This is a genomic window from Dietzia sp. JS16-p6b (assembly GCF_003052165.1).
Taxonomy (GTDB): Bacteria; Actinomycetota; Actinomycetes; order Mycobacteriales; family Mycobacteriaceae; genus Dietzia.
Window position 1 is genome coordinate 1,006,284 of sequence record NZ_CP024869.1, and the last position, 23,278, is coordinate 1,029,561.

Consider the following 23,278-nt stretch of genomic DNA (forward strand, 5'->3'; position numbering starts at 1 on the left):
CACGAGGAGCTGGTCGCACACATGTCCGCTGATCTGCAGGTGCAGTCCGTCAACGGTCTCGAGTTCAAGGTGGCGGATCTGTCGCTGGCGGAGGCGGGCCGCAAGCAGATCCGTCTGGCCGAACACGAGATGCCCGGTCTGATGGCGCTGCGGGAGGAGTACGGGGAGCAGCAGCCGCTGGCCGGCGCACGGATCGCCGGGTCGATCCACATGACGGTGCAGACGGCGGTGCTGATCGAGACCCTGACCGCGCTCGGCGCGGAGGTCCGGTGGGCCTCGTGCAACATCTTCTCCACCCAGGACGAGGCGGCCGCCGCCGTCGTCGTGGGCCCGGAGGGAACCCCCGAGGCCCCGTCGGGCGTGCCGGTGTTCGCGTGGAAGGGCGAGACGCTCACCGAGTACTGGTGGTGCACCGAACAGATCATGACCTGGCCGGGCGCCGATCCCAACATGATCCTCGACGACGGCGGCGACGCCACCATGCTCGTGATCAAGGGCAAGGAGTTCGAGCAGGCCGGGGCCGTGCCGTCGGACGACCCCGCCTGGTCCGCGGAGGAGAAGGTCTTCCACGCTCTGCTGCGCGAGTCCGTGCCGGCCCACCCGGGCAAGTACACGGCCATCGCCGAATCCGTCCAGGGCGTGACCGAGGAGACCACCACCGGCGTGCACCGCCTGTACCACTTCCACTCCGAGGGGGTGCTTCCGTTCCCCGCGATCAACGTCAACGACGCGGTGACCAAGAGCAAGTTCGACAACAAGTACGGCACCCGCCACTCGCTGCTGGACGGCATCAACCGCGGCACCGACGCCCTCATCGGCGGCAAGAAGGCCCTGGTCTGCGGGTACGGCGACGTGGGCAAGGGATGCGCCGAGGCCCTGGCCGGTCAGGGCGCGCGCGTCCAGGTCACCGAGATCGACCCGATCAACGCGCTGCAGGCGCTCATGGACGGCTTCGACGTGGTGACGGTCGACGAGGCCATCGAGTCGGCCGACATCATCATCACCGCCACCGGCAACAAGGACATCATCACCTTCGACCACATGACGCGGATGAAGAACAAGGCGATCCTGGGCAACATCGGCCACTTCGACAACGAGATCGACATGGCCGGACTGGAGTCCGCCGAGGGCGTCACGCGCATCAACATCAAGCCCCAGGTCGACGAGTTCGTCTTCGATGATGACGGCCGCTCGATCATCGTGCTGTCCGAGGGCCGTCTGCTCAACCTCGGCAACGCCACCGGCCATCCCTCGTTCGTCATGTCCAACAGCTTCTCCGACCAGGTGATCGCCCAGATCGAGCTGTTCAGCAACGCCGACCAGTACCCGGTCGGGGTCCACCTGCTGCCCAAGATCCTCGACGAGAAGGTCGCGCGACTGCACGTCGAGGCCCTCGGTGGATCCCTCACCACGCTGGCCAAGGACCAGGCCGAGTACATCGGTGTGGACGTCGAGGGCCCGTACAAGCCCGACCACTACCGGTACTGACCCGCAGACCGGTGGTCGCGCGACTGGTCGTCGTCGAGGGGCTCGACGGTGCGGGCAAGAACACCCTGACGACCGCTCTGGTCGGTGAGCTCACCGACCGGGGTGTGTCGGTCGGTCGGCTCGCCTTCCCCCGGTACGGGACCCTGCACGCCGACCTGGCCGCGGACGCCCTGCACGGCGGTCAGGCCGGCGCCGCCGACTCGCCGCACGCGATGGCCCTGCTGTTCGCCCTGGACCGGCACGCGGCGCTGGGTGAGCTGCGCGACCTGATCGGCTCTCACGACGTTGTCCTGCTCGACCGCTACGTGGCGTCCAACGCCGCGTACACGGCGGCCCGGCTCGGCCCCGGCAGGCAGGACGAGGTTCTCCGCTGGATCGGTGAGCTCGAGTTCGACCGACTCGGGTTGCCCACACCGGACCTGCAGATCCTGCTCGACACCCCTGTCGCGCTGGCGGCCGAGAGGGCGGGATCCAGGGAGACGGCGGACCCGGGTCGGACCCGGGACCGCTATGAGAGGGACGCCGCTCTCCAGACCGCGACCGGGGAGATCTACCGTCGACTGGCCAGCACCGGATGGCGCTCGCCCTGGCAGGTGTCGGGCGTCGACCCCGATGTGCGACGGTTGGCCGACGTGGTGGTCGGACACTGAGCTGTCGGGCCCCGAGCCGAGGCGTGGGCCCGTCCCGCGCGCACGGGACGGGTAAGGTCTTCATGAACGCATGCCGACATACACGCCGACACAAGTGGTGACAATGACCCCGAAGATCCTCGTCGTCGACGACGACGCCGCCCTGGCAGAGATGCTCACCATCGTCCTGCGGGGCGAGGGGTTCGAGACCGAGGTCGTGGGCGACGGCGTCCAGGCCATCGAGACCTTCCGTGCGGTCCAGCCCGATCTGGTCCTGCTGGACCTCATGCTCCCGGGCCGGAGCGGGATCGACGTGTGTCGGGACATCCGCGGTGAGTCACGGGTGCCGATCGTCATGCTCACGGCCAAGACCGACACCGTGGACGTGGTCCTGGGACTCGAGTCCGGGGCCGACGACTACATCATGAAGCCGTTCAAGCCCAAGGAACTGGTGGCCCGCATCCGGGCGCGGCTGCGTCGCGGCGAGGACGAGCCGAGCGAACTCCTGCACATCGGGGACGTGAGCATCGACGTGCCCGCCCACACCGTGACGCGGGACGGGACCCCCATCCCGCTCACCCCGCTCGAATTCGACCTGCTCGTGGAGCTCGCGCGAAAGCCCCGCCAGGTCTTCACCCGCGAGGTCCTCCTCGAACACGTGTGGGGCTACCGCCATTCGGCCGACACCCGGCTGGTCAACGTCCACGTCCAGCGCCTGCGGGCCAAGATCGAGAAGGACCCGGAGAACCCCGAGGTCGTCCTCACCGTTCGCGGCGTCGGGTACAAGGCCGGTCCGGTCTCGTGATCGACCGTCGCACGGACGACGCGTCGGCGTCCTCCGGCGACGAGCGCGACACCAGGGACGTGGCCGACTCGTCGCCGACGCTCAGAGAGCGACTCCGGGACCTGGATCTCACGGTCCTGGGGATGCGGATCGCCCGGATGTGGCGGCGTTCCCTCCAGCTCAGGGTGGTCACCTCCACCCTGGCGCTCTCCATGGGGGTGATCCTCACGATCGCGTTCATGCTGCAGAGCCAGATGGCCGCCCAGTTGCTCTCCACCAAGCTGGACGCCGCGGTCGAGCAGACGGGCAGGCTACGGGTCACCGTCGAGGCGCAGATCGCCGCGACCGACGAGGGGACGAGCGAGCAGTCCCGTCTCGACCAGGCGCGAAGCGCCCTGGGGGAACGGGGAATCGCCGCGGAGGGTGAATCCGTCCACGCGGGGACCTTCGAGCCGATCCTGGTGGTCCCCGACCAGACCGGCCGCGGGCAGGTCGTCAGCCCGGCCGACGCGCGGGTGCCGGCGGATCTCCAGGCGCTGGTGCAGCGGGGACTCGTGGCGCAGAAGATCGAGCCGGTCGTGTTCCGCGACGAGGAGACCTCGGCGCTCATCATCGGCACCCCCACGGACTCCTCGATCCCCGGTCTCGAGCTCTACCTGGTCTACCCGCTCATCGCCGAGGAACAGACCCTCGGGATCATGCGCGGGATCGTCGCGACCGCGGGCCTGGCGATCATCGTGCTCAGTGCGGCGATCGCGTGGATGGTCGCCCGACAGGTGGTGCTTCCGGTCCGCCAGGCGGCGTCGATCGCGCAGCGGTTCGCCAACGGCCACCTCAAGGAACGGATGGTGATCCGGGGAGAGGACGATGTCGCCCGACTGGCCATGGCGTTCAACGACATGGCGCAGAGCCTGTCCGATCAGATCACTCAGTTGGAGGAGTTCGGGGACCTGCAGAAGCGGTTCACCTCGGACGTCTCCCACGAGCTGCGTACTCCGCTGACCACGGTCAGGATGGCTGCCGACATCATCTCCGATTCGGCCGGGGACCTGGATCCCCCGACCAAGCGCGCGGTGGAGCTGCTGGAGTCCGAGCTCGACCGTTTCGAGAGCCTGCTCACCGACCTCCTCGAGGTCTCCCGCCACGACGCCGGTATGGCGGAACTGTCGGTGGCATCGTTGGACGTCCGGGGGGCGGTCGAGGACGCGGTGTCCACCGTGTCGCACATCGCGGAGTCCGCGGGAGTGCAGGTGGAGCTGGACATGCCGTCCGAACCGGTGATGGCCGAGGTGGACTCCCGACGGGTCGAGCGCATCCTGCGCAACCTCATCGCCAACGCCCTCGACCACTCGGAGTCCAAGCCGGTGCGGGTGACCCTCCGGGGGTCGGAGGCGGCCCTCGCGGTCTCGGTCCGCGACCACGGGGTGGGGCTCAAGCCCGGCGAGGAGTCGCTGGTGTTCAACCGCTTCTGGCGCGCCGATCCGTCACGGGTCCGTCGGTCGGGCGGGACCGGGCTCGGTCTGGCGATCGCGCTCGAGGACGCCAAGCTCCACGGCGGTCGTCTGGACTGCTGGGGGAGCCCGGGCGAGGGGTCGTGCTTCCGCCTGACCATTCCCCGTCGGCACGGCGGCACCCTCACCTCGAGCCCGCTGCCGCTGACGCCGGAGGACGAGGCGCGGCTGGTGCGGACCGGGTCCCCGACGCCCCTGGCGCGTGTCCCCGGTTCCGAGGAGGTCCGTTCGTGAGCCGCAGCCGGGCCCTCCTCGTCGCGATCGCGGCGATCTGCGCCACCGTGCTGGCCGCGACCGGCTGCGCGACCCTGCCCTCGTCGTCATCCCCCCAGGTCATCGACACCTTCTCTCCGTCCGGTGCCGGGCTGGCCGTCCCCACCCCGGTTCCCGACCAGGAACCGGACCTCCTGGTCCGCGACTTCCTCAAGGCCGCGGCGATCGCGGACCAGCGCCACGCCGCGGCCCGGCAGTTCCTCACCCCGGAGGCGGCGGACACCTGGGACGATTCGGCGGAGACCACCATCGTCCTGCGGGCAGATCTCAGCGCCGAGGGCGGCCGCGGCGCCGACCGGGCGGAGTACACCCTGCGAGCCGAGAAGGTCGGGTCGCTCGACCCCGGTGGCATCTTCAGGGAGGACGTCGGGCAACTCGAGGTGACGATCGGCCTGGCCCGGCAGGACGGCCAGTGGCGGATCGACCGGCTTCCCCCGGGTGTCGTGATCGAGCGGACCGAGTTCGTCTCCACCTACGCCCAGCGCGACCTGTTCTTCCTCTCCGGATCCGGTGACTCGCTGGTACCGGACACGCGGTGGACCGCCGCGGACCGGACCGATCTGGAGTTCTCGCTGGTCAACCTGCTCGCCACCGGGCCCCGACCGGGCCTCGAGTCCGCCGTCCTGTCCCGGATCCCGGCATCGGTCTCGGTTCGCCCCGACGATTCCGCCGATGGGCGGCAGGGAGCCGGGACCGCCATCGACTTCACGGGCCTGCCGGTGCTGAGCAGCCAGGCCACCACGCAGTTCGCCGCGCAGGTCGTGTGGACCCTGGCCCGCGCGGACGTTCCCGGGCCGTACCGGCTCGAACGCGACGGCGCGCCGCTCGACGAACGCTTCGTCGACGGGTGGACGACGGAGGACGTCCGGACGTTCGACCCGTATCCGCCGGTCGAACCGATGCGCTACGCGCTGACCGCCGCCGACGGCCTGGTGAGATTGGACGCCTCCGGCGCCAGACCGGCGGGCGGCCCGTGGTCGCAGGTCCGCGGGGGACGGAATGCGACCCTGTCGCACGACGGGGAAGCGCTGGCGGTCATCGCCGGCGAGGACCCCGCGGCGCCCCAGCGGTTGCTCATCGGCGCGGTCGACGGCGAGCCCGACGAAGCCCTTGTCGCCCGGACCCTCACCGGGCCGACCTTCCACCCCGTGGACGGGCGCGCCTGGGTGATGGTCGACGACACGAGGCTGGTGCGGGTGGGCATCGGGGTGCAGGCCCCGTCCGTCCAGGAGATGGACGGCGCCCCGCTCCGCGCCCTGGGCTCCCGGTTCACCGGTCTGAGGATCGATCCGTCCGGGGCGCAGCTGGCGGTGGTGGTCGACGGCAAGGTGTTCATCGGCGCCCTCTCCGCGGAGACCGGGCAGCCGCTCGCCGGGACGTTCCGGCAGATCGGCAGGGCGTTGGGGGAGACGGCCGCCGTCGTGGCGTGGCGGGACCGCTCGACGGTCGTGATCGGTCAGAACACCACTGAGGTACCCGTCACCACGATCACCGTCGACGGCGCGATGACCACGCCGCTGTCCCAGCGCAACATCGCCGGACCCGTCACGGCGGTCGCCGCCGCGGGCCGCGAGGTGTACGTGGTGGACCAGAGGTCCCTGCTGAGGCTCGACACGGTGGCCGAGACCGGGGACCGCTACTGGCGGGAGATCAACGGACTGGCCGCCATCCGGGCGGACCCGGTCGTCGCGGGCTGACGAGTGCCGGCGGGGGCCGACGGGAGACGCGGGCGCCCACCGGGCCCCGGGTGGTCCGCGGCGCTGGCGGATCTCGTGGTCCCGCTGGAGTGCGCGGGGTGCGGGCGCGCGCGGCAGCGATGGTGTCCGCAGTGCGCCCTGAGTCTCGGCGGGAGCCCGCTGCACGTGCGCACACGCGCGGATCTCTCGGTGCCCGTGTGGGCGCTCGCACGGCACGTCGGACCCGCCGCCCGGGCCGTGTCGGCGTACAAGGACCGGGGCCGTCCGGACCTGGCCGCCCCCATAGGTGCGGCGCTCGCGGCCGGGATCGACGCGCTGAGGGCTGAGGGCGAGATCCCGGAGGCGTCGGAACGTCCGACGGTGTTCGTGCCCGCGCCGGCCTCAGGCCGGGCGCGCCGTCGACGCGGGTTCGACCACGTCCGGGGGCTCGTGGACGCCCTCGCGGCCGAGCTGGCGGGGTCGGTCCCGCGTGGACCCGTGGCCGTGGCCCCGCTGCTCGAGATCCGGGGCAGGGTCCGCGACGCCGCCGGATTGGACGCGCGGGCGAGGTCCGGCAACCTCTCGGGCCGGATCAGGAGACGATCGCCGGACACCTTGATCCGGGCCACGCCAGGGGCGCCGTCGACGGTCGCCGAGGTGCTCAGGACGCCGGCGACCGTCCTCGTGGTGGATGACGTCGTCACCACGGGGGCCACGGCCGCCGCGTGCGTCGGTGCGCTGGGCGAGGGCGGTCTGCGCGTCGACGGCGTCATCGCGGTCACCGCCGCCTGAGGGCGAGGGTGACTTCCGGACGACTTGAGCCTACTGCGGTCCGGTGCACAGGCGACCGGGTATCGTAGGTCGCGGACGGGGTTCACCAGCGCGTTCACGAGAATTCAGCCGATGGTGTCCCACGTCCGGAGAGTGTCCACTCAGCCATGTGGGTTGGCCCCTCGACCGGGGTCCCGGGCGGTAACCGGGCCGGTCTCCGGGGCCCGCCGCAGGCCCGATGAGGAGGAGCTTCGATGGCGAAGACCCCCGCAGTCCTGCTCGACCCCGCCACCTTCGACGGTCCGTCGACCGACGACCCCGGTGCCCCTGAAGCGCAGGTGACCATCAAGGGCCGGAACGTCGAGGTCCCCGACCACTTCGCGACCCGGATCCACACCAAGCTCGCGAAGATCGAGAAGATCTCGCCGGCGATCACCCGGTTCGACGTGGTGCTGTTGCACGAGAAGAATCCACGACTGGCCAAGGCCAGCCAGCGGATCGAGATCACCCTCAAGGGCAAGCCGGGCGTCGCCCGCGCGGAGGCCGCCGAGGACACCTTCTACGCCGCTCTGGAATCGGCGGTGGCCAAGCTCGAGCGGCAGATGCGCAAGGCCCGCACCCGGCGGAAGATCAGCCACTCCGGTCACCGTCGGCCGCAGTCCGTCGCCGAGGCCACCGCTGAGCTCGCGCCCGAGGCCGCACCGGCGGACGTGTTGGATGAGTACGCCGACGGGCACGACGATCAGCTCCCCGGCCAGATCGTGCGCCGCAAGGAGCACGACGGGACCCCGATGTCGGTCGACGACGCGCTCGAGAAGATGGAGCTCGTGGGACACGACTTCTACCTCTTCCGCGATGCCGAGTCCGGGCGCGCCACCGTCGTCTACCGGCGGCACGCGTTCGACTACGGGCTGATCACGCTGAGCGACGAGGCCTGACGGTCACGGCTCGCACGCCCCGGGGGCGGTCCGGTCCGAATGGACCGGGCCGCCCGCGGCGTGTATCCGGGGCCCAGAGCACCTAGGATGGACCGAGGGCCCGCGTGGACCCCGCGCAGGTAGCCAGAATTCCGATCACCCCGACCACGAGGACGTTCGAGACTGTGTCCATCCTTTCCAAGCTGCTCCGAGCCGGCGAAGGTCGAAAGCTCAAGCGGTACAGCGCTCTCGCCGATTACGTGGACACCCTGTCCGAGGCGACGGAGACGCTGACCGACGACGAGCTCCGCGCCAAGACCGACGAGTTCAAGGCTCGGCTGGCGAAGGGTGAGACGCTCGACGACCTGCTGCCGGAGGCGTTCGCGGTGGCCCGCGAGGCCGCCTACCGGGTGCTCGGGCAGCGGCCGTACAAGGTGCAGATCATCGGTGCCATCGTCCTGCACACCGGCGCCGTGGCGGAGATGAAGACCGGTGAGGGCAAGACCCTGACCTGTGTGCTGCCCGCCTACCTCAACGCCCTGTCCGGCCAGGGCGTCCACGTGGTCACGGTCAACGACTACCTGGCCAAGCGCGACGCCGAGTGGATGGGTCGCGTCCACCGGTTCCTCGGGCTGTCCGTCGGAGCCATCCTCGGCGGCATGACCCCCGCGCAGCGGCGGGAGTCCTACGCGGCCGACATCACCTACGGCACCAACAACGAGTTCGGCTTCGACTACCTCCGCGACAACATGGCGCACGACACCGCGGAGCTGGTCCAGCGTGGCCACAACTACGCGATCGTCGACGAGGTCGACTCGATCCTCATCGACGAGGCGAGGACCCCGCTGATCATCTCGGGCCCCGCCGACGGGTCGAGCAAGTGGTACGGGGAGTTCGCCCGTATCGCCCCCCTGCTCGAGGAGGGCACGCACTACGAGGTCGACCGGAAGAAGCGCACGATCGGTGTGACCGAGCAGGGCGTCGAGTTCGTCGAGGACCAGCTCGGGATCGACAACCTCTACGAGGCGGCGAACTCGCCCCTCGTGAGCTACCTGAACAACTCCATCAAGGCCAAGGAGCTGTTCACCAAGGACAAGGACTACATCGTCCGCGACGGCGACGTGATCATCGTCGACGAGTTCACGGGGCGGGTCCTCGACGGGCGCCGCTACAACGAGGGAATGCACCAGGCCATCGAGGCCAAGGAACGGGTGGAGATCAAGGCCGAGAACCAGACCCTGGCCACCATCACCCTGCAGAACTACTTCCGTCTCTACGAGAAGCTCGCGGGGATGACCGGTACGGCCGAGACCGAGGCCGCGGAGCTCTACTCCATCTACAAGCTCGAGGTCATGCCGATCCCGACCAACCGGCCGATGGCGCGCGAGGACCTGGCCGACCTCATCTACAAGACCGAGGAGTCGAAGTTCGCCGCGGTGGTGGAGGACATCGCCGAACGCGTCGAGAAGAAGCAGCCGGTTCTCGTGGGCACCGCGTCCGTCGAACGCAGTGAGCACCTGTCGAGGCTGCTCACCCGCAGGGGCATCAAGCACCACGTCCTCAACGCCAAGTTCCATGCGTCCGAGGCCCAGATCATCGCCCAGGCCGGTCGCCCGGGTGCGGTCACCGTGGCGACCAACATGGCCGGTCGTGGAACCGACATCGTGCTCGGTGGCAACCCGGACATCATCGCCGACCTCAACCTGCGTGAGCGCGGACTCAACCCCGTGGACACTCCGGAGGAGTACGAGGAGGCATGGGACGCCGAGATCGAGCGCATGCGCAAGCTCAGCAAGGAGGAGGCCGAGCGGGTCCGCGAGGCCGGCGGTCTCTATGTCCTGGGCACCGAGCGACACGACTCCCGGCGGATCGACAACCAGTTGCGCGGCCGCTCGGGTCGCCAGGGTGACCCGGGTGAGTCCCGGTTCTACCTGTCCCTGGGTGACGAGCTCATGCGTCGCTTCAACGGCGCGGCCGTCGAGGCGATCATGAACCGGTTGAGCCTGCCCGACGACGTGCCGATCGAGGCAGGCATGGTCTCGCGGGCCGTGAAGAACGCCCAGACACAGGTCGAGTCGCAGAACTTCGAGATCCGCAAAGACGTCCTCAAGTACGACGAGGTGATGAACCAGCAGCGCACCGTCATCTACGGCGAGCGCAAGCGGATCCTCGAGGGCGAGGACATCACCGACCAGGTCGAGTCGATGATCTATCAGGTGATCAGCGCCTACGTCGACGGCGCCGCCGCCGAGGGGTACGTCGAGGACTGGGACCTGGACAAGCTCTGGGACGCGCTCGGGCAGCTCTACCCGGTCTCGATCACCGCGCAGTCGATCATCGACGGCGACGAGTACGGGGCGTCGGGCGACCTGTCGGCCAAGAACCTCAAGGACGCGATCCTCGACGACGTCTTCGCCCGATACGACGAGCGCGAAGCCGAGATCGAGGGCATCGGCGGCGAGGGCGCGATGCGTCAGCTCGAGCGATCGATCATGCTCCAGGTCCTGGACCGGAAGTGGCGCGAGCACCTCTACGAGATGGACTACCTCAAGGAGGGCATCGGGCTGCGTGCCATGGCCCAGCGCGACCCCCTGGTCGAGTACCAGCGCGAGGGTTACGACATGTTCGCGGCGATGATGGACGGGGTGCGCGAGGAGACCGTCGCGTTCCTGTTCAACGTCAAGGTCGAGGCCGGTCAGCAGCAGAAGTCGGTGGCGGCGCCCTCTGCGGCGCAGGCCGCGTCGCTCGCGGGTGCCAATCCGATCCTGCAGGCCGCGGGCACGGGCCGCGACGTGAGCGACGACCAGATGCAGTTCTCGGGCCCGTCGGAGACGGGTGAGGCGCAGCTCGTCGACGAGAGTGTCCCGGCCAACCGTGCCGAGCGTCGTTCCCGGGAACGGCAGGACCGGCTCGACCGCCGGGAACGAGCGGCCAAGGCCGCGTCCCGCGGGCGCAAGGGCTGACGGCCCCTAGACCAACCGGAGGGCCGTGCAGGTCGCCCCGGTATCGGTGACCCGGATGCGGGCCGCGACGGCGAACAGTCTCGGCCCGCGGGCGTACGTGGCGCAGACCTCGTAGTCCCGGCCGCCGCCGCCCGGGGACCCGGGGGCACCCTCGGAGTCCGCCGCTCCCGGATCGGCGGGGTGGATGTGGAGGCGGTGGATCCGCGCCACACCGAGGGCGCGGCCGGGGACGCCACCGCGGGCGACCGTCCCGAGCATCTCGATCAGGTGGGGCGGGAACGCGCCCCGGGTGTTGCGTGGTGCCCGCTTTCGGTCGACCACCTCGAGGGCCATGATCACCAGCGCGTGAGCTGCCCGCCGCGCCGGCACCGGTACCGCGTCCTCTGGGTCCGGCACCGGGACCGCCACCGCGATCATGTCGGCGACCGGGCCGCTCGCCCGGTCGTGCGGACGGACGTCGGGGCCGGGCTCCGTCGACAGCAGCGGCCTGACCCGGCATTCGTCCTGCGCGCTCTCCCGGGGGGTCGATGACACTGGTGTCGGGGCCATGTGCACTCCTGCTCTCTCCGACGAGAACCGGGCCGGTCTCGCATCCCTCTATGTGGTGTGACGCGCGGGGCGAACCGGGCGGTTCCGGCTCCACCTCTGCACCGTCGACGGGCGTTGCCTAGGCTGGTCCCATGCGAGGACTGATTGTCGACTACTTCGGGGTGCTGGACGGCACGGAAGAGGACCGCGAGAGCTGGCGGGAGATCTTCATCGGTGCACGTGCCAACGACGTACGCCTGGCGGTCCTCAGCAACGAACCCGAGGGCCCGGGTGCCGACCGGGTGCGTGAGGACGCCCGCGCCTACGGGATCGATCACGTGGTGCTCAGCGGGCTGACCGGGGTGGAGAAACCCGATCCCGAGGCGTTCCTCGAGGCGGCGAGACGCCTCGAGCTGGAGCCGCGCGAGTGCGTGATGGTCGACGACGCGATCGAGAACGTCCTGGGCGCGGTGCAGACGGGCATGATCGGGGTGTTCTACCAGGTCTTCGACCGCGCGGCCGTGGAGATCCGCGGGCTGCTCGGACTCGACGAGGCGGTCTGACCGGTGGCGGCCAGGCTGGCGACGGCGGACGCGGATCTGCTCCTCGGGGACGCCACCCGATCACGGAGTCGGCACTCCTGCTCCCTGGCGCTCGTCTCCCGGGACGATCCCTGGGACATCGACCGGGTGATGGAATTCGTCGACGCCCGACTGGCCGACGCACCCCGGTTCCGGCAGCGCATCCGGTACGTCCCGTTCGGGCTGGCCCGGGCGGTCTGGGTCGACGATCCGGACTTCGACCTGAGCTTCCACGTGCGGCGGTCCGCCCTGCCGGCTCCCGGCGGGGTGCGGCAGCTCGCCGATCTGGTGGCCCGGCTGGTCGACCGTCCGCTCGAACCCGGCCGGCCGCTGTGGGAGCTCTACCTCATCGAGGGTCTCGGCGACGGGCGGCTGGCGGTGCTCACCAAGACCCACCACGTCCTGCTCGGCGGCCCCAACGCCGTGGACCTCGCACAGGTCCTCATGACCGACGAGAAGGCGTCTGCTGACGTGCACGAGGTGGCCACCTGGACCCCCGTCCCGTCACCGGGCGACGGGGTCCTCGTGCTGGACGCCTTGATCACCATCGCCACGGACCCCCTGGAGCTGGTCCGACGCTCGGCCCGTCTGGTGAACGCGGTGGAGAGGGCGAGCCGGGGTCTGGTCGGCGCGGCGAGTCTCACCGTCCTGCGCCCGCCCGGGGGACTGGCGGAGATGTTCCGGACCTCCCGACCCCGCGGCAGCAGGGTCGGGCTGGCGTCGTTCCCCCTGGACCGGGCACGCGCGATCGCGAGGGACCACGGCTGCAAGGTCAACGACGTGGTCCTGGCAGTCCTCTGTGGGGCGCTGCGGTCGTGGATCCTGTCCTGCGGTCACCCCCTCTCGACTGCCGACACCCTCCGCGCGATCGTCCCGATGGCCGTGTCCTCGGAGTCAGGCACGGCCGAGGGTTCCGATGGTCCCGAGGCCTCCGCGGAGGCGACCTCGGCGGAGATCGCCTCCGCGCTCATCGGGATGCCGGTGGGGGAGCCCAACCCCAGGATGCGGCTCGCGCAGATCTCCAGGGAGACGGCCACCCAGCGGCATCCCAGACAGGCGGTGGGTGCCAAGTCGTTGGCCCGACTCTCGGGTTTCGCCCCGCCCACCCTGCACGCGCTGGGTTCCCGCGCCGCGATCATGTTGCCGTCGGACAGCTATGACCTGGTCGTCACCAATGCGCCCGGTCCGCAGCACAAGATGTTCTGGGGTGACGGTGAGCTCGCTGAGGTCTATCCCGTGCCGGCGCTGCTCGACGGTCAGGCGCTGGCCGTGTCCATGAGCAGTTACTCGGGGGTGGTCTACTGCGGGTTCACCGCGGACCGTCAGGCGGTGCCGGACGTGGAGGAGATCGGGGAGCTCATCTCCTCGGCGCTGGACGAGCTCACCGGCACCTCCCGCTGACCCGCACCGTCCACCCGAGGAAGGCACCATCATGCGTCTGTTCATCCCCGCCACGCTCGCGATGCTGGAGACCCTGCTCGACAGCGGGGAGATGCCCGTCCGCAGCGGGACCGCCTTCGCGGCGACCCCCGCGCTCGTGGAATCCTACGCCGAGGGGGACACGGAGGAGATCGAGCACGTGGCGTACCTCGAGGCGGCCCGCGCCTCGCTGCGGCTGCTGGGTGGAGAGATCGACTCCGGTGCGGTACACGACACGCATCCCTACCGCCGGGTGGTGGTGAGCGTGGACGTCCCCGACGCCGACACCCAGCCGCGACCGGATCTGGACACCGCCGTGGTGCGCCTGTCCAGGGGGACCGTGGGGATGGAGGAGATCGCCGCCGTCCACGTGGACCTGGCGGGCGCCGCCGGCGCGGTCGAGGCCGCGGTCGAGGCCGTGGACCGCGCCGATCTGGGGGACGAGGACGCGGAGCTCACCGTGGGGGACGCCCTCGACATCGATCTCGCCTGGTACGACGCGGGTGAACTGCCGTTCCTGCTTAATCTGCTCTGAGAAGGGATCGGGGAGCCCGGCCCCGTCCGGCGGGATCATGCCCGTGTGGTGCCCGCCAGGCGCTACCCTCCGCTACCGTAGGTTCTCATCTCCGGCACCGTCGGCCCGGTCCTCGGGTCGTGCGGTCCCCGGTCTCAAGGAGGCACCAGTGACCGAGTCGACCAGCGGGCTCAACCGTGTACTGCGCGCAGCGGCTGCGAGGGTTCCTGAACCCCGGGCCGCACATCGATTCCTCAACCGCCTCACACACCCGCTCCGGATGGACGACTACTCGTCGCTCATCTATCCGCTGTGGTCCTCCCGCGAACTGCGCGGCGAGGTGGTGTCGGTGCGCCGCGAGGCGGAGGACACCGTCACGCTGGTCATCAAGCCCGGCTGGGGCGCGACCCCGCACTACCAGCCCGGCCAGTATCTGGGCATCGGCGTGCTTCTCGACGGCCGCTGGACCTGGCGCTCCTACTCCCTGACCTCGGCCCCCACCACCGGCCGCGGCGAGTACTCGGTGACCGTCAAGGCGCTTCCCGAGGGACTTCTCAGCAACCACATCGTCGGCACCGTCGAGCCCGGGACCATCGTCCGTCTCGCGGCACCGGCGGGCGACTTCCACCTGCCGACGCCGACCCCTCCCAAGCTGATGTTCGTGACCGCCGGTTCCGGGATCACCCCGGTCATGGGGATGCTCCGGTCCCTGGACCGCCGTTCGGTCACCGAACCGTTCCCGGACGTCGTCCACGTGCACTCGGTGCGTGAGAGGGAGGACGCGCTCTTCTACGACGAGCTGCGCGCCCTCGAGAAGACCCAACCCGGTTACGTCCTGCATCTCCGGGTGACCAGCGAGGAGGGCCGCATCGACTCGCGCCAGATGTCCGCCCTCGTCCCCGACTGGTCGGAGCGTCCGACATGGGCGTGCGGGCCCAACGCGATGCTCGACGAGCTCGACGAGCACTTCAGAGCCACGAATCGGGACGACCTCCACGTGGAGCGCTTCACCGTCAACCGGGACGCCGGGGCCTCGGGCGGGACCGTGACGTTCGGGTCGACCGGCAAGACCGTCGAGCTCGACGGTGCCACCACCATCCTCGAGGGCGGGGAGAAGGTGGGCGTGCAGATGCCCTTCGGCTGTCGGATGGGGATCTGCCAGACGTGTGTCGTGGGACTCGACGAGGGGCACGTCCGCGATCTGCGCAACGGCACCGACCACGGACCCGGTGAGCGGATCCAGACCTGCGTCTCGGTGGCGTTGGGGGACGTCGAGCTCAAGCTCTGACCGCGTCGGCGCGACGGTCGCGGCTCGTGCTCAGTCCTGATCCGACCCGAGCGCCCACGCGTCGTTGGACTGCAGGGCGCCGAGGAGTTCTCTCACGGCCAGCGCGCGTCGGTGGACCGCGGGGTCGATGACGGTGTCGAACCTGCACTCCGGATCGGCGGGCGGGCCCTGGTGGGTGCAGCCCCGCGGGCAGTCCTGAGCGATCGCGTCCAGATCGGAGAACGCCGCCACCACGTCGTCGGGCGAGACGTGCGCCAGTCCGAAGCTCCGGATCCCCGGGGTGTCCACCACCCAGCCCCCCGATCCCAGTTCGAGGGCGACCGACTGGGTCGAGGTGTGCCGGCCCTTGCCCACTCCCGAGACCGCGCCGGTCGCCCGGTGGGCGTCGGGGATCAGACGGTTGACGAGGGTGGACTTCCCGACCCCCGAGTGGCCGATCATGGCGGAGATCCGGCCGTCGATCCGATCGTGCAGGGCCCCGAGGTCGTCGTCGATCCCGGTCCGCAGGACGGGGACGTCGAGTGCCTCGAACTCGGCGGCGAACACCGACGGGTCGTCGAGGTCACCCTTGGTCAGGCACAGGACGGGGTCCAGTCCGCCCGTGTAGGCCGCCACGAGGGCGCGGGCCACGAAGCCGGCGCGGGGCGGGGGGTCCGCGACCGCGACGACGATGAGGAGCAGTTCGGCGTTGGCCACCACGACCCGCTCGTACGGGTCGGAGTCGTCGGCGGTCCGGCGCAGCACCGTGCTGCGGTCGGCGACCCGGACGATCCTCGACAGGGTGTCCCGGGTGCCGGTGAGGTCCCCGACCACGCCGACGTGGTCGCCCACGACGATGGGCGTGCGGCCGAGCTCGCGGGCCCGCATGGTGACGATCCGGGTGCCGGCGACGTGGTCGGGGCCGTCGTCGAGCAGCACGCAGCCCCAGCGCCCCCGGTCGACGCTCACGACCATCGCGGACGCCGCGTCGGAGTGGCTGGGCCTGCGTTTGGTTCGCGGCCTCGACCCCTTGCCCGGCCGGATCCGGATGTCGGACTCGTCCCAGCCGCGCGCGCCGCTCCCGCCCCGCCTGGTGGCCACGACGCTACGTCGTCCCGCCGGCGAGCATGCCGGTCCACATCGAGGTGAACCCCGGCATGGTCTTGGCGGTCGAGTCGATGTCGTCCACCTCGATCCCCGGTACCACGAGGCCGATGATGGCACCCGCGGTGGCCATGCGGTGATCGGCGTAGGCCCGCCAGGGGGCGCCGTGCAGGGATCCCGGGACGATCTCGAGGCCGTCGGCCCGCTCCGTGACGTCGCACCCCACCGCGCCGAGTTCGGCGGCGAGGGCGGCGAGACGATCGGTCTCGTGCCCGCGGAGGTGGGCGATCCCGGTGAGCGTGGACGGGCCGTCGGCGAGCGCGCACAGTGCGGCGATCGTCGGGGTGAGCTCACCGATGGCGGACAGATCCACGTCCACGGGTGACAGGTGGTCGGGTCCGACGACGACGAGGGTCCCGTGGTCCGCCCCGTCGACGGTCTCGAGGGTCACGGTCGCGCCCATGTCCTGAAGGATCCCGCGGATGGCGTCCCCCGGTTGTGTGGTGGCCACCGGCCAGCGGGGCACGCGCACGGACCCGCCGGTGACGGCGGCCGCGGCGAGGAACGGGGTGGCATTGGACAGGTCGGGCTCCACCACCCGGTCGACTGCGGAGATCGGCCCCGGAGCCACGCGCCAGGACGACGCCGTGGGCTGTTCGACAACCACCCCGGACTCCCTGAGCATCGCCAGCGTCATCTCGATGTGCGGACCGGACGGGACGGCGGACGCGCCCACGTGGACCAGTTCCACCCCGTCGTCGAAGCGGGCGGCGGAGAGCAGCAGTCCGGAGACGAACTGAGAGGAGGCCGAGGCGTCCATCTCCACCCGTCCACCCCGGAGGGAACCCGTCCCGGACACCGAGAACGGGAGCCTGTCCCCGGTGACGTCGGCCCCGAGCGAGCGGAGCGCGTCGAGGACCGTGGCCTGCGGACGCACCCGCGCGGCGGGGTCACCGTCGAACGTCGATATGCCGGTGGCGAGCGCGGCGAGTGGAGGTACGAACCGCATGACCGTCCCGGCCAGGCCGCACTCGACGTCCGCCCCGTGCAACGGCCCGGGTGTGACGACCAGTTCGGTGTCGTCGGGGCCGAGCGGTCCCCCGGGGCCCTCGATCCGGGTTCCGAGAGCACCGAGCGCTCCGATCATCAGGTCGGTGTCCCGGCTGCGCAACGTCCCGCTCACCCGCGCGGAGGCGTCGGCCAGCGCGGCCAGGACGAGGGCGCGGTTGGTCAGCGACTTGGACCCGGGCACCGGGACCACGGCGTTCACGGGCGTGTCGGCGACGGGGGCGTTCCAATGACTCACCTGGTCATTGTCGCGCATCCACTCCGATCCCGCCCGGCCCGGGTGGGAGGATGGACCGCATGTGTGGACGGTTCTCGCTCTCCTCGGATCCGGCGCGGCTCGCGGTGGAACTCGACGCCGTGGACGAGGCGTCGTCGCCCCCGCCGGGGCTGTGGCCCGACCGGGGTCCGGTCTCACCGCGGTTCAACATCGCACCCACCACGACCATCCCGACGCTCGTCCTGGACGCCCCGCGCGAACGTCTCGACCTGAGCGAGACCCCCCGACGGGTCCTGCGCTCGATGCGCTGGGGCCTGGTGCCGTCCTGGGCCAGGGACCCGGGGAGGTTGCCGACCCTGTTCAACGCCCGGGTCGAGACCGCCTTCGAGAAGCCGTCGTTCCGTGCCGCCGTGGCCCGGCGCCACTGTGTGGTGCCGATGGACGGGTGGTACGAGTGGGTCCCCGGGCAGCCGGCGACACCGGGGGGCCGGGCGGGGCCCAAGCAGCCGTTCCACATGAGCCTGCCCGGCACCGAGGGCTTGCTCATGGCGGGGCTCTGGGAAGCCCGGCGCGATCCCGCCGACCAGGACGTCACCCAGCTCTCGTGCGCCATCCTCACCACCGCGGCGCTCGGACCGCTGCGCCGCATCCACGACCGGATGCCGCTCGTGGTGGACCCGTCCGTGGTCTCCGACTGGCTCGACCCGTCCGTGATCGGCGACCCCCGGGCGCTGGTCGACGGTGCGGGCGGTGACCTGGCTCAGTGGGCCGACCGGGTGGAGATCCGGCCGGTCTCGCGCGCGGTCTCCAACGTCCGGAACGAGGGTCCGGACCTGGTGCGCCCGGTGGATCCGACCGCCGGGCTGCTGTTCTGACCAGACCGCCCCGGGGCGTCACCGCGCGGTGATCGCCGCCGTGGTCGCTCCCGTGAGGGCGACGAGGTCCGTGGGTGCGAGCTCGATCTCCCATCCCCGCCGGCCGGCGCTGCACAGGATTGTGGTGTGGTCCGACGCGGACCGGTCGACGACCGTCGCCAGGGACCTCTTCTGCCCGAGGGGCGAGACCCCGCCGACCACGTACCCGGTGGTCTTCTCCGCGACGTCCACAGGGGCGAGTGAGGCCTTTCCGCAGGACAGCGCGGAAGCGGCCGCCTTGAGGTCGAGCATGGCCGTGACCGGCAGGACCGCGACCGCCAGCGGGGTCCGGGTCCCCTCGGGTGGGCGGGCGGTCGTGAGCACCAGCGTCTTGAACACCCTGCCGGCGTCGATTCCCAGGCGTTCGCCCATGATGCGTGCGGCCTCGTCGCCGAAGGCCCCCGCGCCGGCGCTGTAGGTGTGCACCACGTGGTCGACGCCCGCGGAGAGCAGGGCGGCGACGGCGGGGGTCGCCGCGGCGGCGGGTGTGCGCTGTCCCGCGCGTTTCCGGGTCACCCACACCAGCGTAGCGACGGCGCCCGGTGGAATAGCGCGCGAGAGGCGGGTGTTGGTGAGAGCAGGTACCCGGGACGGTTCCGGGGCGAGGAGAGGAGGGTGCGATGCGGACCGCGGTCCTCGAGGCCCCCGGCGTGCGGATAGACTCCGGGTCACCGACAGGTGAGGAGTACCGGTTGCCGACAGAGTTGCAGCCCGACGAGTCCGACCAACGTGCCGAGCAGTTCGAAGAGTTGGCCATGCCGCTTCTCGACCAGTTGTACGGTGCTGCTCTGCGGATGACTCGCAACCCGGCGGATGCGGAGGACCTCGTGCAGGAGGCGTACGCGAAGGCGTACGCGGGCTTCCACTCGTTCAAGCCCGGGACGAATTTCCGCGCCTGGATGCACCGCATCCTCACCAACGCGTACATCAACCACTACCGCAAGCGGCAGCGCCAACCCGCCCAGTATCCGACCGAGGAGATCACGGACTGGCAGCTGGCGGCCGCCGCCGAACACACCTCCACCGGGCTGCGTTCGGCGGAGGTCGAGGCGATGGAGCTGCTGCCGGACGACGAGATCCGGGCCGCGTTGGCGCAGTTGCCGGAGGAGTTCCGGATGGCGGTCTACTACGCGGATGTCCAGGATCTTCCCTACAAGGAGATCGCCGAGATCATGGACACCCCGCTGGGAACCGTGATGTCGCGCCTGCACAGGGGCCGGAAGCAGCTGCGTGAGTTGCTGCGCGACGTGGCGACCGAGCGTGGCTTCGGTCGTGACAGGGCGGGGGGTGCGTCGTGATGAGGGAGCACGACCCGCGGTTGGATCGGATCGACTGCGAGGCCGCCCGGCGCGACCTGTCCCTGCTCGTGGACCTCGAATGCGACGACGCGTGTCGCTCGAGGCTCGAGCATCACCTCGCGGGGTGCCCCACCTGTAGGGAGCTCTTCCTCTCGGAGCGTCGGCTCAAGGCGAAGTTGTCCAGTTCATGCTGTGAGAAGGCGCCGTCCGGGCTGAGGGAACGACTGATGGTGGAGATCCGACGCACCACGGTGACCACGACCGATGCCGACGGGACGACGGTGGTGCACCGGACCACGACCGTCCACCGGCGCGATGCGGAAGGACGTCACCGGACCGAGTGATCCCCGGTGGACGAGTGGAGGGGCGGGCACCGTGCCGGTGCCCGCCCCTCCACTCGGTTCTGGTGGTCCGGACTCAGCTGTTCGGACGCTTGCCGTGGTTGGCGTTGTTCTTGCGGCGATCCCGCCTCTTGCGGCCACGCTTGCCCATGGTCGCCTCCTTTCGTCGGTGTACAAGTCTCCCACGAGAACCCCTGTGTGGTTGCATTGAGGAGTCCGGGGGCCGCCGCGTGAGGAAAGCAGAGGAACATCCGAATGACTGAACAGGTCCGTGCCGAGATGGTCGCGAACGTCATGGAGGTCGTCGCAGCCGTCGGCACCGAGGTCGCCGAGGGCGACACCATCGTGCTCCTCGAGTCCATGAAGATGGAGATCCCGGTGTTGTGTGAGACGGCCGGCACCGTCACCGAGGTGGCCGTGACCCCCGGAGATGTCATCCAGGCCGGTGATCTCATCGCCGTGATCGGCTGACCTCCGTCCGGAACGACGAAGGCCGGTTCCGCCCCCACAGGGGAGAGGAACCGGCCTCCGCGTCGATCAGGCGGTGGTGGTCAGACGGTGGTGGTCAGACCGACGTGCGGGTACGGGCACGACGACGCTTGAGAGCGCGACGCTCGTCCTCGCTCATCCCGCCCCAGACGCCCGCGTCCTGGCCGGACTCGAGGGCCCAGGCCAGGCACTCGGCGGTGACGGGGCAACGGTTGCAGACGATCTTCGCCTCGGCGATCTGGGCGAGGGCGGGTCCGGAATTGCCGACGGGGAAGAACAGCTCGGGATCCTCGTCGCGGCAGATGGCCTTGTGGCGCCAGTCCATGGAAACTCCTTACGGTTACGAGACCGTTATCGGGTCAACCGGACACGAGAAGACGACGTCGACGCGCCGATGTGTGCGAAAATCGGCGCGCGGACGTACATGGTCATTCACATCCGGCGATGCGGTGGGGGGTGTACCCTCTCCTCGGGCTCGGTCCGTGAGGAAGAGCTCTCGGTTAAGGCAATGCAAACATTGTGCGTCTGCGCTGTTACGAACGATCGTGCCACGATTCCATGACAAGTCAACCCTCTCCCGTCACATGTGGCAAAGGTCACCCCGGTTGTCAAATCGACCCGAAAGCCCACGCCAGGGGCCGTGATGAGCTAAACGGAGTCCAGTCCACAAGGGCGGTGCGGGTTCGGCCGCGGTCGCGACATAGTCTGTGGAGGTGAACGTGACCCGACCTGACGACCATCGTCCCCCGCTTGATCGGCGTGATCCCCGAGCGGCCATCCCCACGCCCGTCCGGCTGGCCGGGTGGATCTCCTCGGCGCAGGGGCTCATCGGTGTGGGAGTGGCCGTGGCCCTCGCCATCCGTGCGGCCGGCGGCCATCGGGAGGAGACCGTCGTCATCAGTGGCTACGGCACCGCGGTCTGGTTCGCGATCCTCGGTGGCGGCCTTCTCGCGGCCGGCGTCGGTCTGTTGCGGGGGCGCCGCTGGGGCCGGGGTCTGGTGGTGATCGCCGAGCTGTTGTTGCTGTTCGTGGCCTGGTACGTCGGGGTGGGCTCGGACCAGTACCTCGCCGGGCTGCTCCTCGCCGTGATCTGCGCGGTCGCGTTGGTCTCGTTGTTCCGCAGGGACGCGATCGAGTGGTACGCCGCGTGACCTGATCGACCGTAACCGGGTGCGCCGCGGAATGGTCAGTCGAGGAACTTGTACGCGTGGACCAGACCCGCCCTGCTCTCGTAGAGGATGTCGCCGATCTGGGCGAGTCCCGTCACGCCGCCTCCTGTCACACCCTCCCCGGTCGCACCGTTCCCCGTTGTGGCTGCTCCGGGGAGACGGCGGAACTCGCGACCGGTGTCGTGGTCGAGGAGCGCGAAGGCACCGTCGAGGGGGACGAGTACCCACTCGTCATTCGCATGGGCCTCCGGGTCCGGGGACCATCCACCGGTCATTCCGGGGCCGGTCGACGCCCCGAGCGTCCAGGAGTACCTCCCGGACTGTCCGTCGAAGGCGTGCGTGGAGCGCCCGTCGAACCACCGGACCTGCGCGTTGTCACCCGAGACGGACCGGGGTGAGGGCAGTACGCCCGGCTCGCCGTCCAGGCCGAGGACGGTCGAGTGTTCGGTGGGGGAGGTGAACCACTCGACGGTCCAGTCGGGGCCCCGGTTCCGAAGCGCCAGGACCCCCTGCTCGGTCACGTCGATGATCCACAGGCCGTCGGCACCGGTCGGCTCCGAGGCGATCTCCTCCGGGGCGCGGTTGTCCTCGGGGACGGTCTCGGAGATCGTCAGCCTGACGGACTGCTCGCCGGGGCAGCGCTCGGTCACCGCGAAGCGCTCGTCGGTGAGGTCGGCGGTCACGAGCGTGCACCCCGCCCTGGGCTGCATCCCGGCCTCCTGCGGTGCGTCCACCGCCCCGTACTCGACGGTCCGGACCAGGTCGTCGCGCCAGATCTCGAGCCGGTCCGGACTCAACGCGAGTACGTGCCGCCAGGTCGCGGTGAGTTCCATCGAGTCCGCGAACGCGCTCTGCCTGGTGCTCGCGTACTCCTGCCCGGTCGGGTCGAGGGAGGTCACGTCACTGCACCCGGAGGCGCCGTCGAACGCGGCGACGAGCCGATCGGCGTAGAACGCCCCGGCACAGAACCGCCCCGCATGGGTGTAGGTCCAGCGCTCCTCGCCGGATCCCGCGTCACGACCGACGAGTACCCCGTCCGGGGAGACGGTGACGAGATTGCCCTTGGTGGTGAGGGGGGGACCGGGGTCGGCGGACTCGTGCGTCCAGAGCGGTTGGAGCGAGGTCGGGGGCTCGGTGGCCGGACCGTACTCGGGCTGCTGCGATCCCGCCGCACGCAGCTGCGACCCGGTCGCGCTGCCGGTCACCAGCACAACGGCCGCCGTCACCACCATGACGACGGCGATCACCCCGGCGGTGACGAGGTCTCGCCGCGTCCGGCGTTCGGGGGCGACGCCGATGTCCGTCCACCGGCGGCCGGACCCTCTCCTGAGTGTGCGCACGTGCCTTCCAGGGGTGG

At 70.4% G+C, this 23,278-nt stretch carries 24 protein-coding genes; 17 read left to right on the forward strand and 7 right to left on the reverse strand.

Features of this window, described 5'->3' with window-relative positions:
* Positions 1–21: 21 nt before the first annotated feature.
* The 8 genes from ahcY (at position 22) to secA (ending at position 11,012) form a co-directional block, all read left to right on the forward strand.
* Complete coding sequence (ahcY, locus tag CT688_RS04570; RefSeq protein WP_107755933.1) at positions 22–1,488, forward strand: adenosylhomocysteinase; 1,467 nt, start codon at positions 22–24, stop codon at positions 1,486–1,488.
* Between the two features lie 11 nt (positions 1,489–1,499).
* Positions 1,500–2,138 (forward strand): dTMP kinase, encoded by a 639-nt coding sequence (locus CT688_RS04575; RefSeq protein ID WP_107755934.1) that lies wholly within the window; start codon positions 1,500–1,502, stop codon positions 2,136–2,138.
* Positions 2,139–2,241: 103 nt separating this feature from the next.
* Positions 2,242–2,922: an MtrAB system response regulator MtrA gene (mtrA, locus tag CT688_RS04580; RefSeq protein WP_107755935.1), complete on the forward strand. Its 681-nt coding sequence runs from the start codon at positions 2,242–2,244 to the stop codon at positions 2,920–2,922.
* Entirely contained in the window at positions 2,919–4,646 is a 1,728-nt protein-coding gene (gene mtrB, locus CT688_RS04585) for an MtrAB system histidine kinase MtrB (protein WP_107755936.1), read from the forward strand. The genes mtrA and mtrB overlap by 4 nt, the downstream gene beginning before the upstream one ends.
* Positions 4,643–6,382 (forward strand): LpqB family beta-propeller domain-containing protein, encoded by a 1,740-nt coding sequence (locus CT688_RS04590; RefSeq protein WP_107755937.1) that lies wholly within the window; start codon positions 4,643–4,645, stop codon positions 6,380–6,382. Before mtrB ends, CT688_RS04590 begins: the two co-directional genes overlap by 4 nt.
* 165 nt (positions 6,383–6,547) lie before the next feature.
* Complete coding sequence (locus tag CT688_RS04595; RefSeq protein ID WP_107755938.1) at positions 6,548–7,153, forward strand: ComF family protein; 606 nt, start codon at positions 6,548–6,550, stop codon at positions 7,151–7,153.
* 233 nt (positions 7,154–7,386) lie between these two features.
* Positions 7,387–8,070 (forward strand): ribosome hibernation-promoting factor, HPF/YfiA family, encoded by a 684-nt coding sequence (gene hpf, locus CT688_RS04600; RefSeq protein ID WP_107755939.1) that lies wholly within the window; start codon positions 7,387–7,389, stop codon positions 8,068–8,070.
* Positions 8,071–8,240: 170 nt separating this feature from the next.
* Entirely contained in the window at positions 8,241–11,012 is a 2,772-nt protein-coding gene (secA, locus tag CT688_RS04605) for a preprotein translocase subunit SecA (RefSeq protein ID WP_182612219.1), read from the forward strand.
* A gap of 6 nt (positions 11,013–11,018) precedes the next feature.
* Here secA and CT688_RS04610 read toward each other — a convergent pair whose 3' ends face one another.
* Positions 11,019–11,561 (reverse strand): hypothetical protein, encoded by a 543-nt coding sequence (locus CT688_RS04610; protein ID WP_107755941.1) that lies wholly within the window; start codon positions 11,559–11,561, stop codon positions 11,019–11,021.
* Positions 11,562–11,692: 131 nt separating this feature from the next.
* Here CT688_RS04610 and CT688_RS04615 point away from each other — a divergent pair, with 131 nt between their 5' ends.
* The 4 genes from CT688_RS04615 (at position 11,693) to CT688_RS04630 (ending at position 15,342) form a co-directional block, all read left to right on the forward strand.
* Positions 11,693–12,103, forward strand: a complete 411-nt coding sequence (locus CT688_RS04615; protein WP_107755942.1) for an HAD family hydrolase — start codon at positions 11,693–11,695, stop codon at positions 12,101–12,103.
* A gap of 3 nt (positions 12,104–12,106) precedes the next feature.
* The gene (locus CT688_RS04620) at positions 12,107–13,522 is read left to right on the forward strand and encodes a wax ester/triacylglycerol synthase family O-acyltransferase (protein ID WP_107755943.1); all 1,416 of its coding nucleotides are present in this window, start codon (positions 12,107–12,109) and stop codon (positions 13,520–13,522) included.
* Between the two features lie 31 nt (positions 13,523–13,553).
* Positions 13,554–14,075, forward strand: coding sequence for a hypothetical protein (locus CT688_RS04625; protein ID WP_107755944.1), 522 nt, complete (start codon positions 13,554–13,556; stop codon positions 14,073–14,075).
* Between the two features lie 148 nt (positions 14,076–14,223).
* A complete protein-coding gene (locus tag CT688_RS04630; RefSeq protein ID WP_107755945.1) occupies positions 14,224–15,342 on the forward strand; it encodes a ferredoxin reductase in 1,119 nt (372 codons plus the stop codon).
* Between the two features lie 30 nt (positions 15,343–15,372).
* On the opposite strand, the gene rsgA is transcribed toward CT688_RS04630, so the two are convergent.
* Entirely contained in the window at positions 15,373–16,422 is a 1,050-nt protein-coding gene (gene rsgA / locus CT688_RS04635) for a ribosome small subunit-dependent GTPase A (RefSeq protein WP_107755946.1), read from the reverse strand.
* 4 nt (positions 16,423–16,426) lie between these two features.
* Positions 16,427–17,749, reverse strand: coding sequence for a 3-phosphoshikimate 1-carboxyvinyltransferase (gene aroA, locus CT688_RS04640; RefSeq protein WP_107755947.1), 1,323 nt, complete (start codon positions 17,747–17,749; stop codon positions 16,427–16,429).
* A 41-nt stretch (positions 17,750–17,790) separates the two neighbouring features.
* Here aroA and CT688_RS04645 point away from each other — a divergent pair, with 41 nt between their 5' ends.
* Complete coding sequence (locus tag CT688_RS04645) at positions 17,791–18,585, forward strand: SOS response-associated peptidase (protein WP_107755948.1); 795 nt, start codon at positions 17,791–17,793, stop codon at positions 18,583–18,585.
* 18 nt (positions 18,586–18,603) lie between these two features.
* Here CT688_RS04645 and CT688_RS04650 read toward each other — a convergent pair whose 3' ends face one another.
* Positions 18,604–19,146, reverse strand: a complete 543-nt coding sequence (locus CT688_RS04650) for an aminoacyl-tRNA deacylase (protein WP_107755949.1) — start codon at positions 19,144–19,146, stop codon at positions 18,604–18,606.
* A 98-nt stretch (positions 19,147–19,244) separates the two neighbouring features.
* Here CT688_RS04650 and CT688_RS04655 point away from each other — a divergent pair, with 98 nt between their 5' ends.
* Complete coding sequence (locus CT688_RS04655) at positions 19,245–19,922, forward strand: sigma-70 family RNA polymerase sigma factor (protein ID WP_107755950.1); 678 nt, start codon at positions 19,245–19,247, stop codon at positions 19,920–19,922.
* A complete protein-coding gene (locus CT688_RS04660; protein WP_107755951.1) occupies positions 19,922–20,266 on the forward strand; it encodes a zf-HC2 domain-containing protein in 345 nt (114 codons plus the stop codon). The genes CT688_RS04655 and CT688_RS04660 overlap by 1 nt, the downstream gene beginning before the upstream one ends.
* 73 nt (positions 20,267–20,339) lie before the next feature.
* On the opposite strand, the gene CT688_RS18060 is transcribed toward CT688_RS04660, so the two are convergent.
* Entirely contained in the window at positions 20,340–20,414 is a 75-nt protein-coding gene (locus CT688_RS18060; RefSeq protein WP_370446351.1) for a 50S ribosomal protein bL37, read from the reverse strand.
* A 104-nt stretch (positions 20,415–20,518) separates the two neighbouring features.
* Here CT688_RS18060 and CT688_RS04665 point away from each other — a divergent pair, with 104 nt between their 5' ends.
* The gene (locus CT688_RS04665; protein ID WP_107755952.1) at positions 20,519–20,734 is read left to right on the forward strand and encodes a biotin/lipoyl-binding carrier protein; all 216 of its coding nucleotides are present in this window, start codon (positions 20,519–20,521) and stop codon (positions 20,732–20,734) included.
* Between the two features lie 94 nt (positions 20,735–20,828).
* Here the strand turns inward: CT688_RS04665 and CT688_RS04670 are convergent, their stop codons facing one another.
* A complete protein-coding gene (locus CT688_RS04670; RefSeq protein WP_017836612.1) occupies positions 20,829–21,077 on the reverse strand; it encodes a WhiB family transcriptional regulator in 249 nt (82 codons plus the stop codon).
* Positions 21,078–21,471: 394 nt separating this feature from the next.
* Between CT688_RS04670 and CT688_RS04675 the strand changes: the two genes are divergently transcribed.
* On the forward strand, positions 21,472–21,903 hold the full coding sequence (locus CT688_RS04675; RefSeq protein WP_234414847.1) for a hypothetical protein: 432 nt from the start codon (positions 21,472–21,474) through the stop codon (positions 21,901–21,903).
* A 35-nt stretch (positions 21,904–21,938) separates the two neighbouring features.
* Here CT688_RS04675 and CT688_RS04680 read toward each other — a convergent pair whose 3' ends face one another.
* Positions 21,939–23,261: a hypothetical protein gene (locus tag CT688_RS04680; protein WP_107755954.1), complete on the reverse strand. Its 1,323-nt coding sequence runs from the start codon at positions 23,259–23,261 to the stop codon at positions 21,939–21,941.
* Positions 23,262–23,278: the final 17 nt, after the last annotated feature.

Bases quoted from the DNA above. Each gene is read 5' to 3' on its own strand.
- ahcY (WP_107755933.1), top strand. From the start codon at position 22: ATGTCCGCTGATCTGCAGGTGCAGTCCGTCAACGGTCTCGAGTTCAAG.
- mtrA (WP_107755935.1), top strand. From the start codon at position 2,242: ATGACCCCGAAGATCCTCGTCGTCGACGACGACGCCGCCCTGGCAGAG.
- hpf (WP_107755939.1), top strand. From the start codon at position 7,387: ATGGCGAAGACCCCCGCAGTCCTGCTCGACCCCGCCACCTTCGACGGT.
- CT688_RS04610 (WP_107755941.1), bottom strand. From the start codon at position 11,561: ATGGCCCCGACACCAGTGTCATCGACCCCCCGGGAGAGCGCGCAGGAC.
- CT688_RS04615 (WP_107755942.1), top strand. From the start codon at position 11,693: ATGCGAGGACTGATTGTCGACTACTTCGGGGTGCTGGACGGCACGGAA.
- CT688_RS04625 (WP_107755944.1), top strand. From the start codon at position 13,554: ATGCGTCTGTTCATCCCCGCCACGCTCGCGATGCTGGAGACCCTGCTC.
- aroA (WP_107755947.1), bottom strand. From the start codon at position 17,749: ATGCGCGACAATGACCAGGTGAGTCATTGGAACGCCCCCGTCGCCGAC.
- CT688_RS04645 (WP_107755948.1), top strand. From the start codon at position 17,791: ATGTGTGGACGGTTCTCGCTCTCCTCGGATCCGGCGCGGCTCGCGGTG.
- CT688_RS04655 (WP_107755950.1), top strand. From the start codon at position 19,245: ATGCGGACCGCGGTCCTCGAGGCCCCCGGCGTGCGGATAGACTCCGGG.
- CT688_RS04660 (WP_107755951.1), top strand. From the start codon at position 19,922: ATGAGGGAGCACGACCCGCGGTTGGATCGGATCGACTGCGAGGCCGCC.
- CT688_RS04665 (WP_107755952.1), top strand. From the start codon at position 20,519: ATGACTGAACAGGTCCGTGCCGAGATGGTCGCGAACGTCATGGAGGTC.
- CT688_RS04670 (WP_017836612.1), bottom strand. From the start codon at position 21,077: ATGGACTGGCGCCACAAGGCCATCTGCCGCGACGAGGATCCCGAGCTG.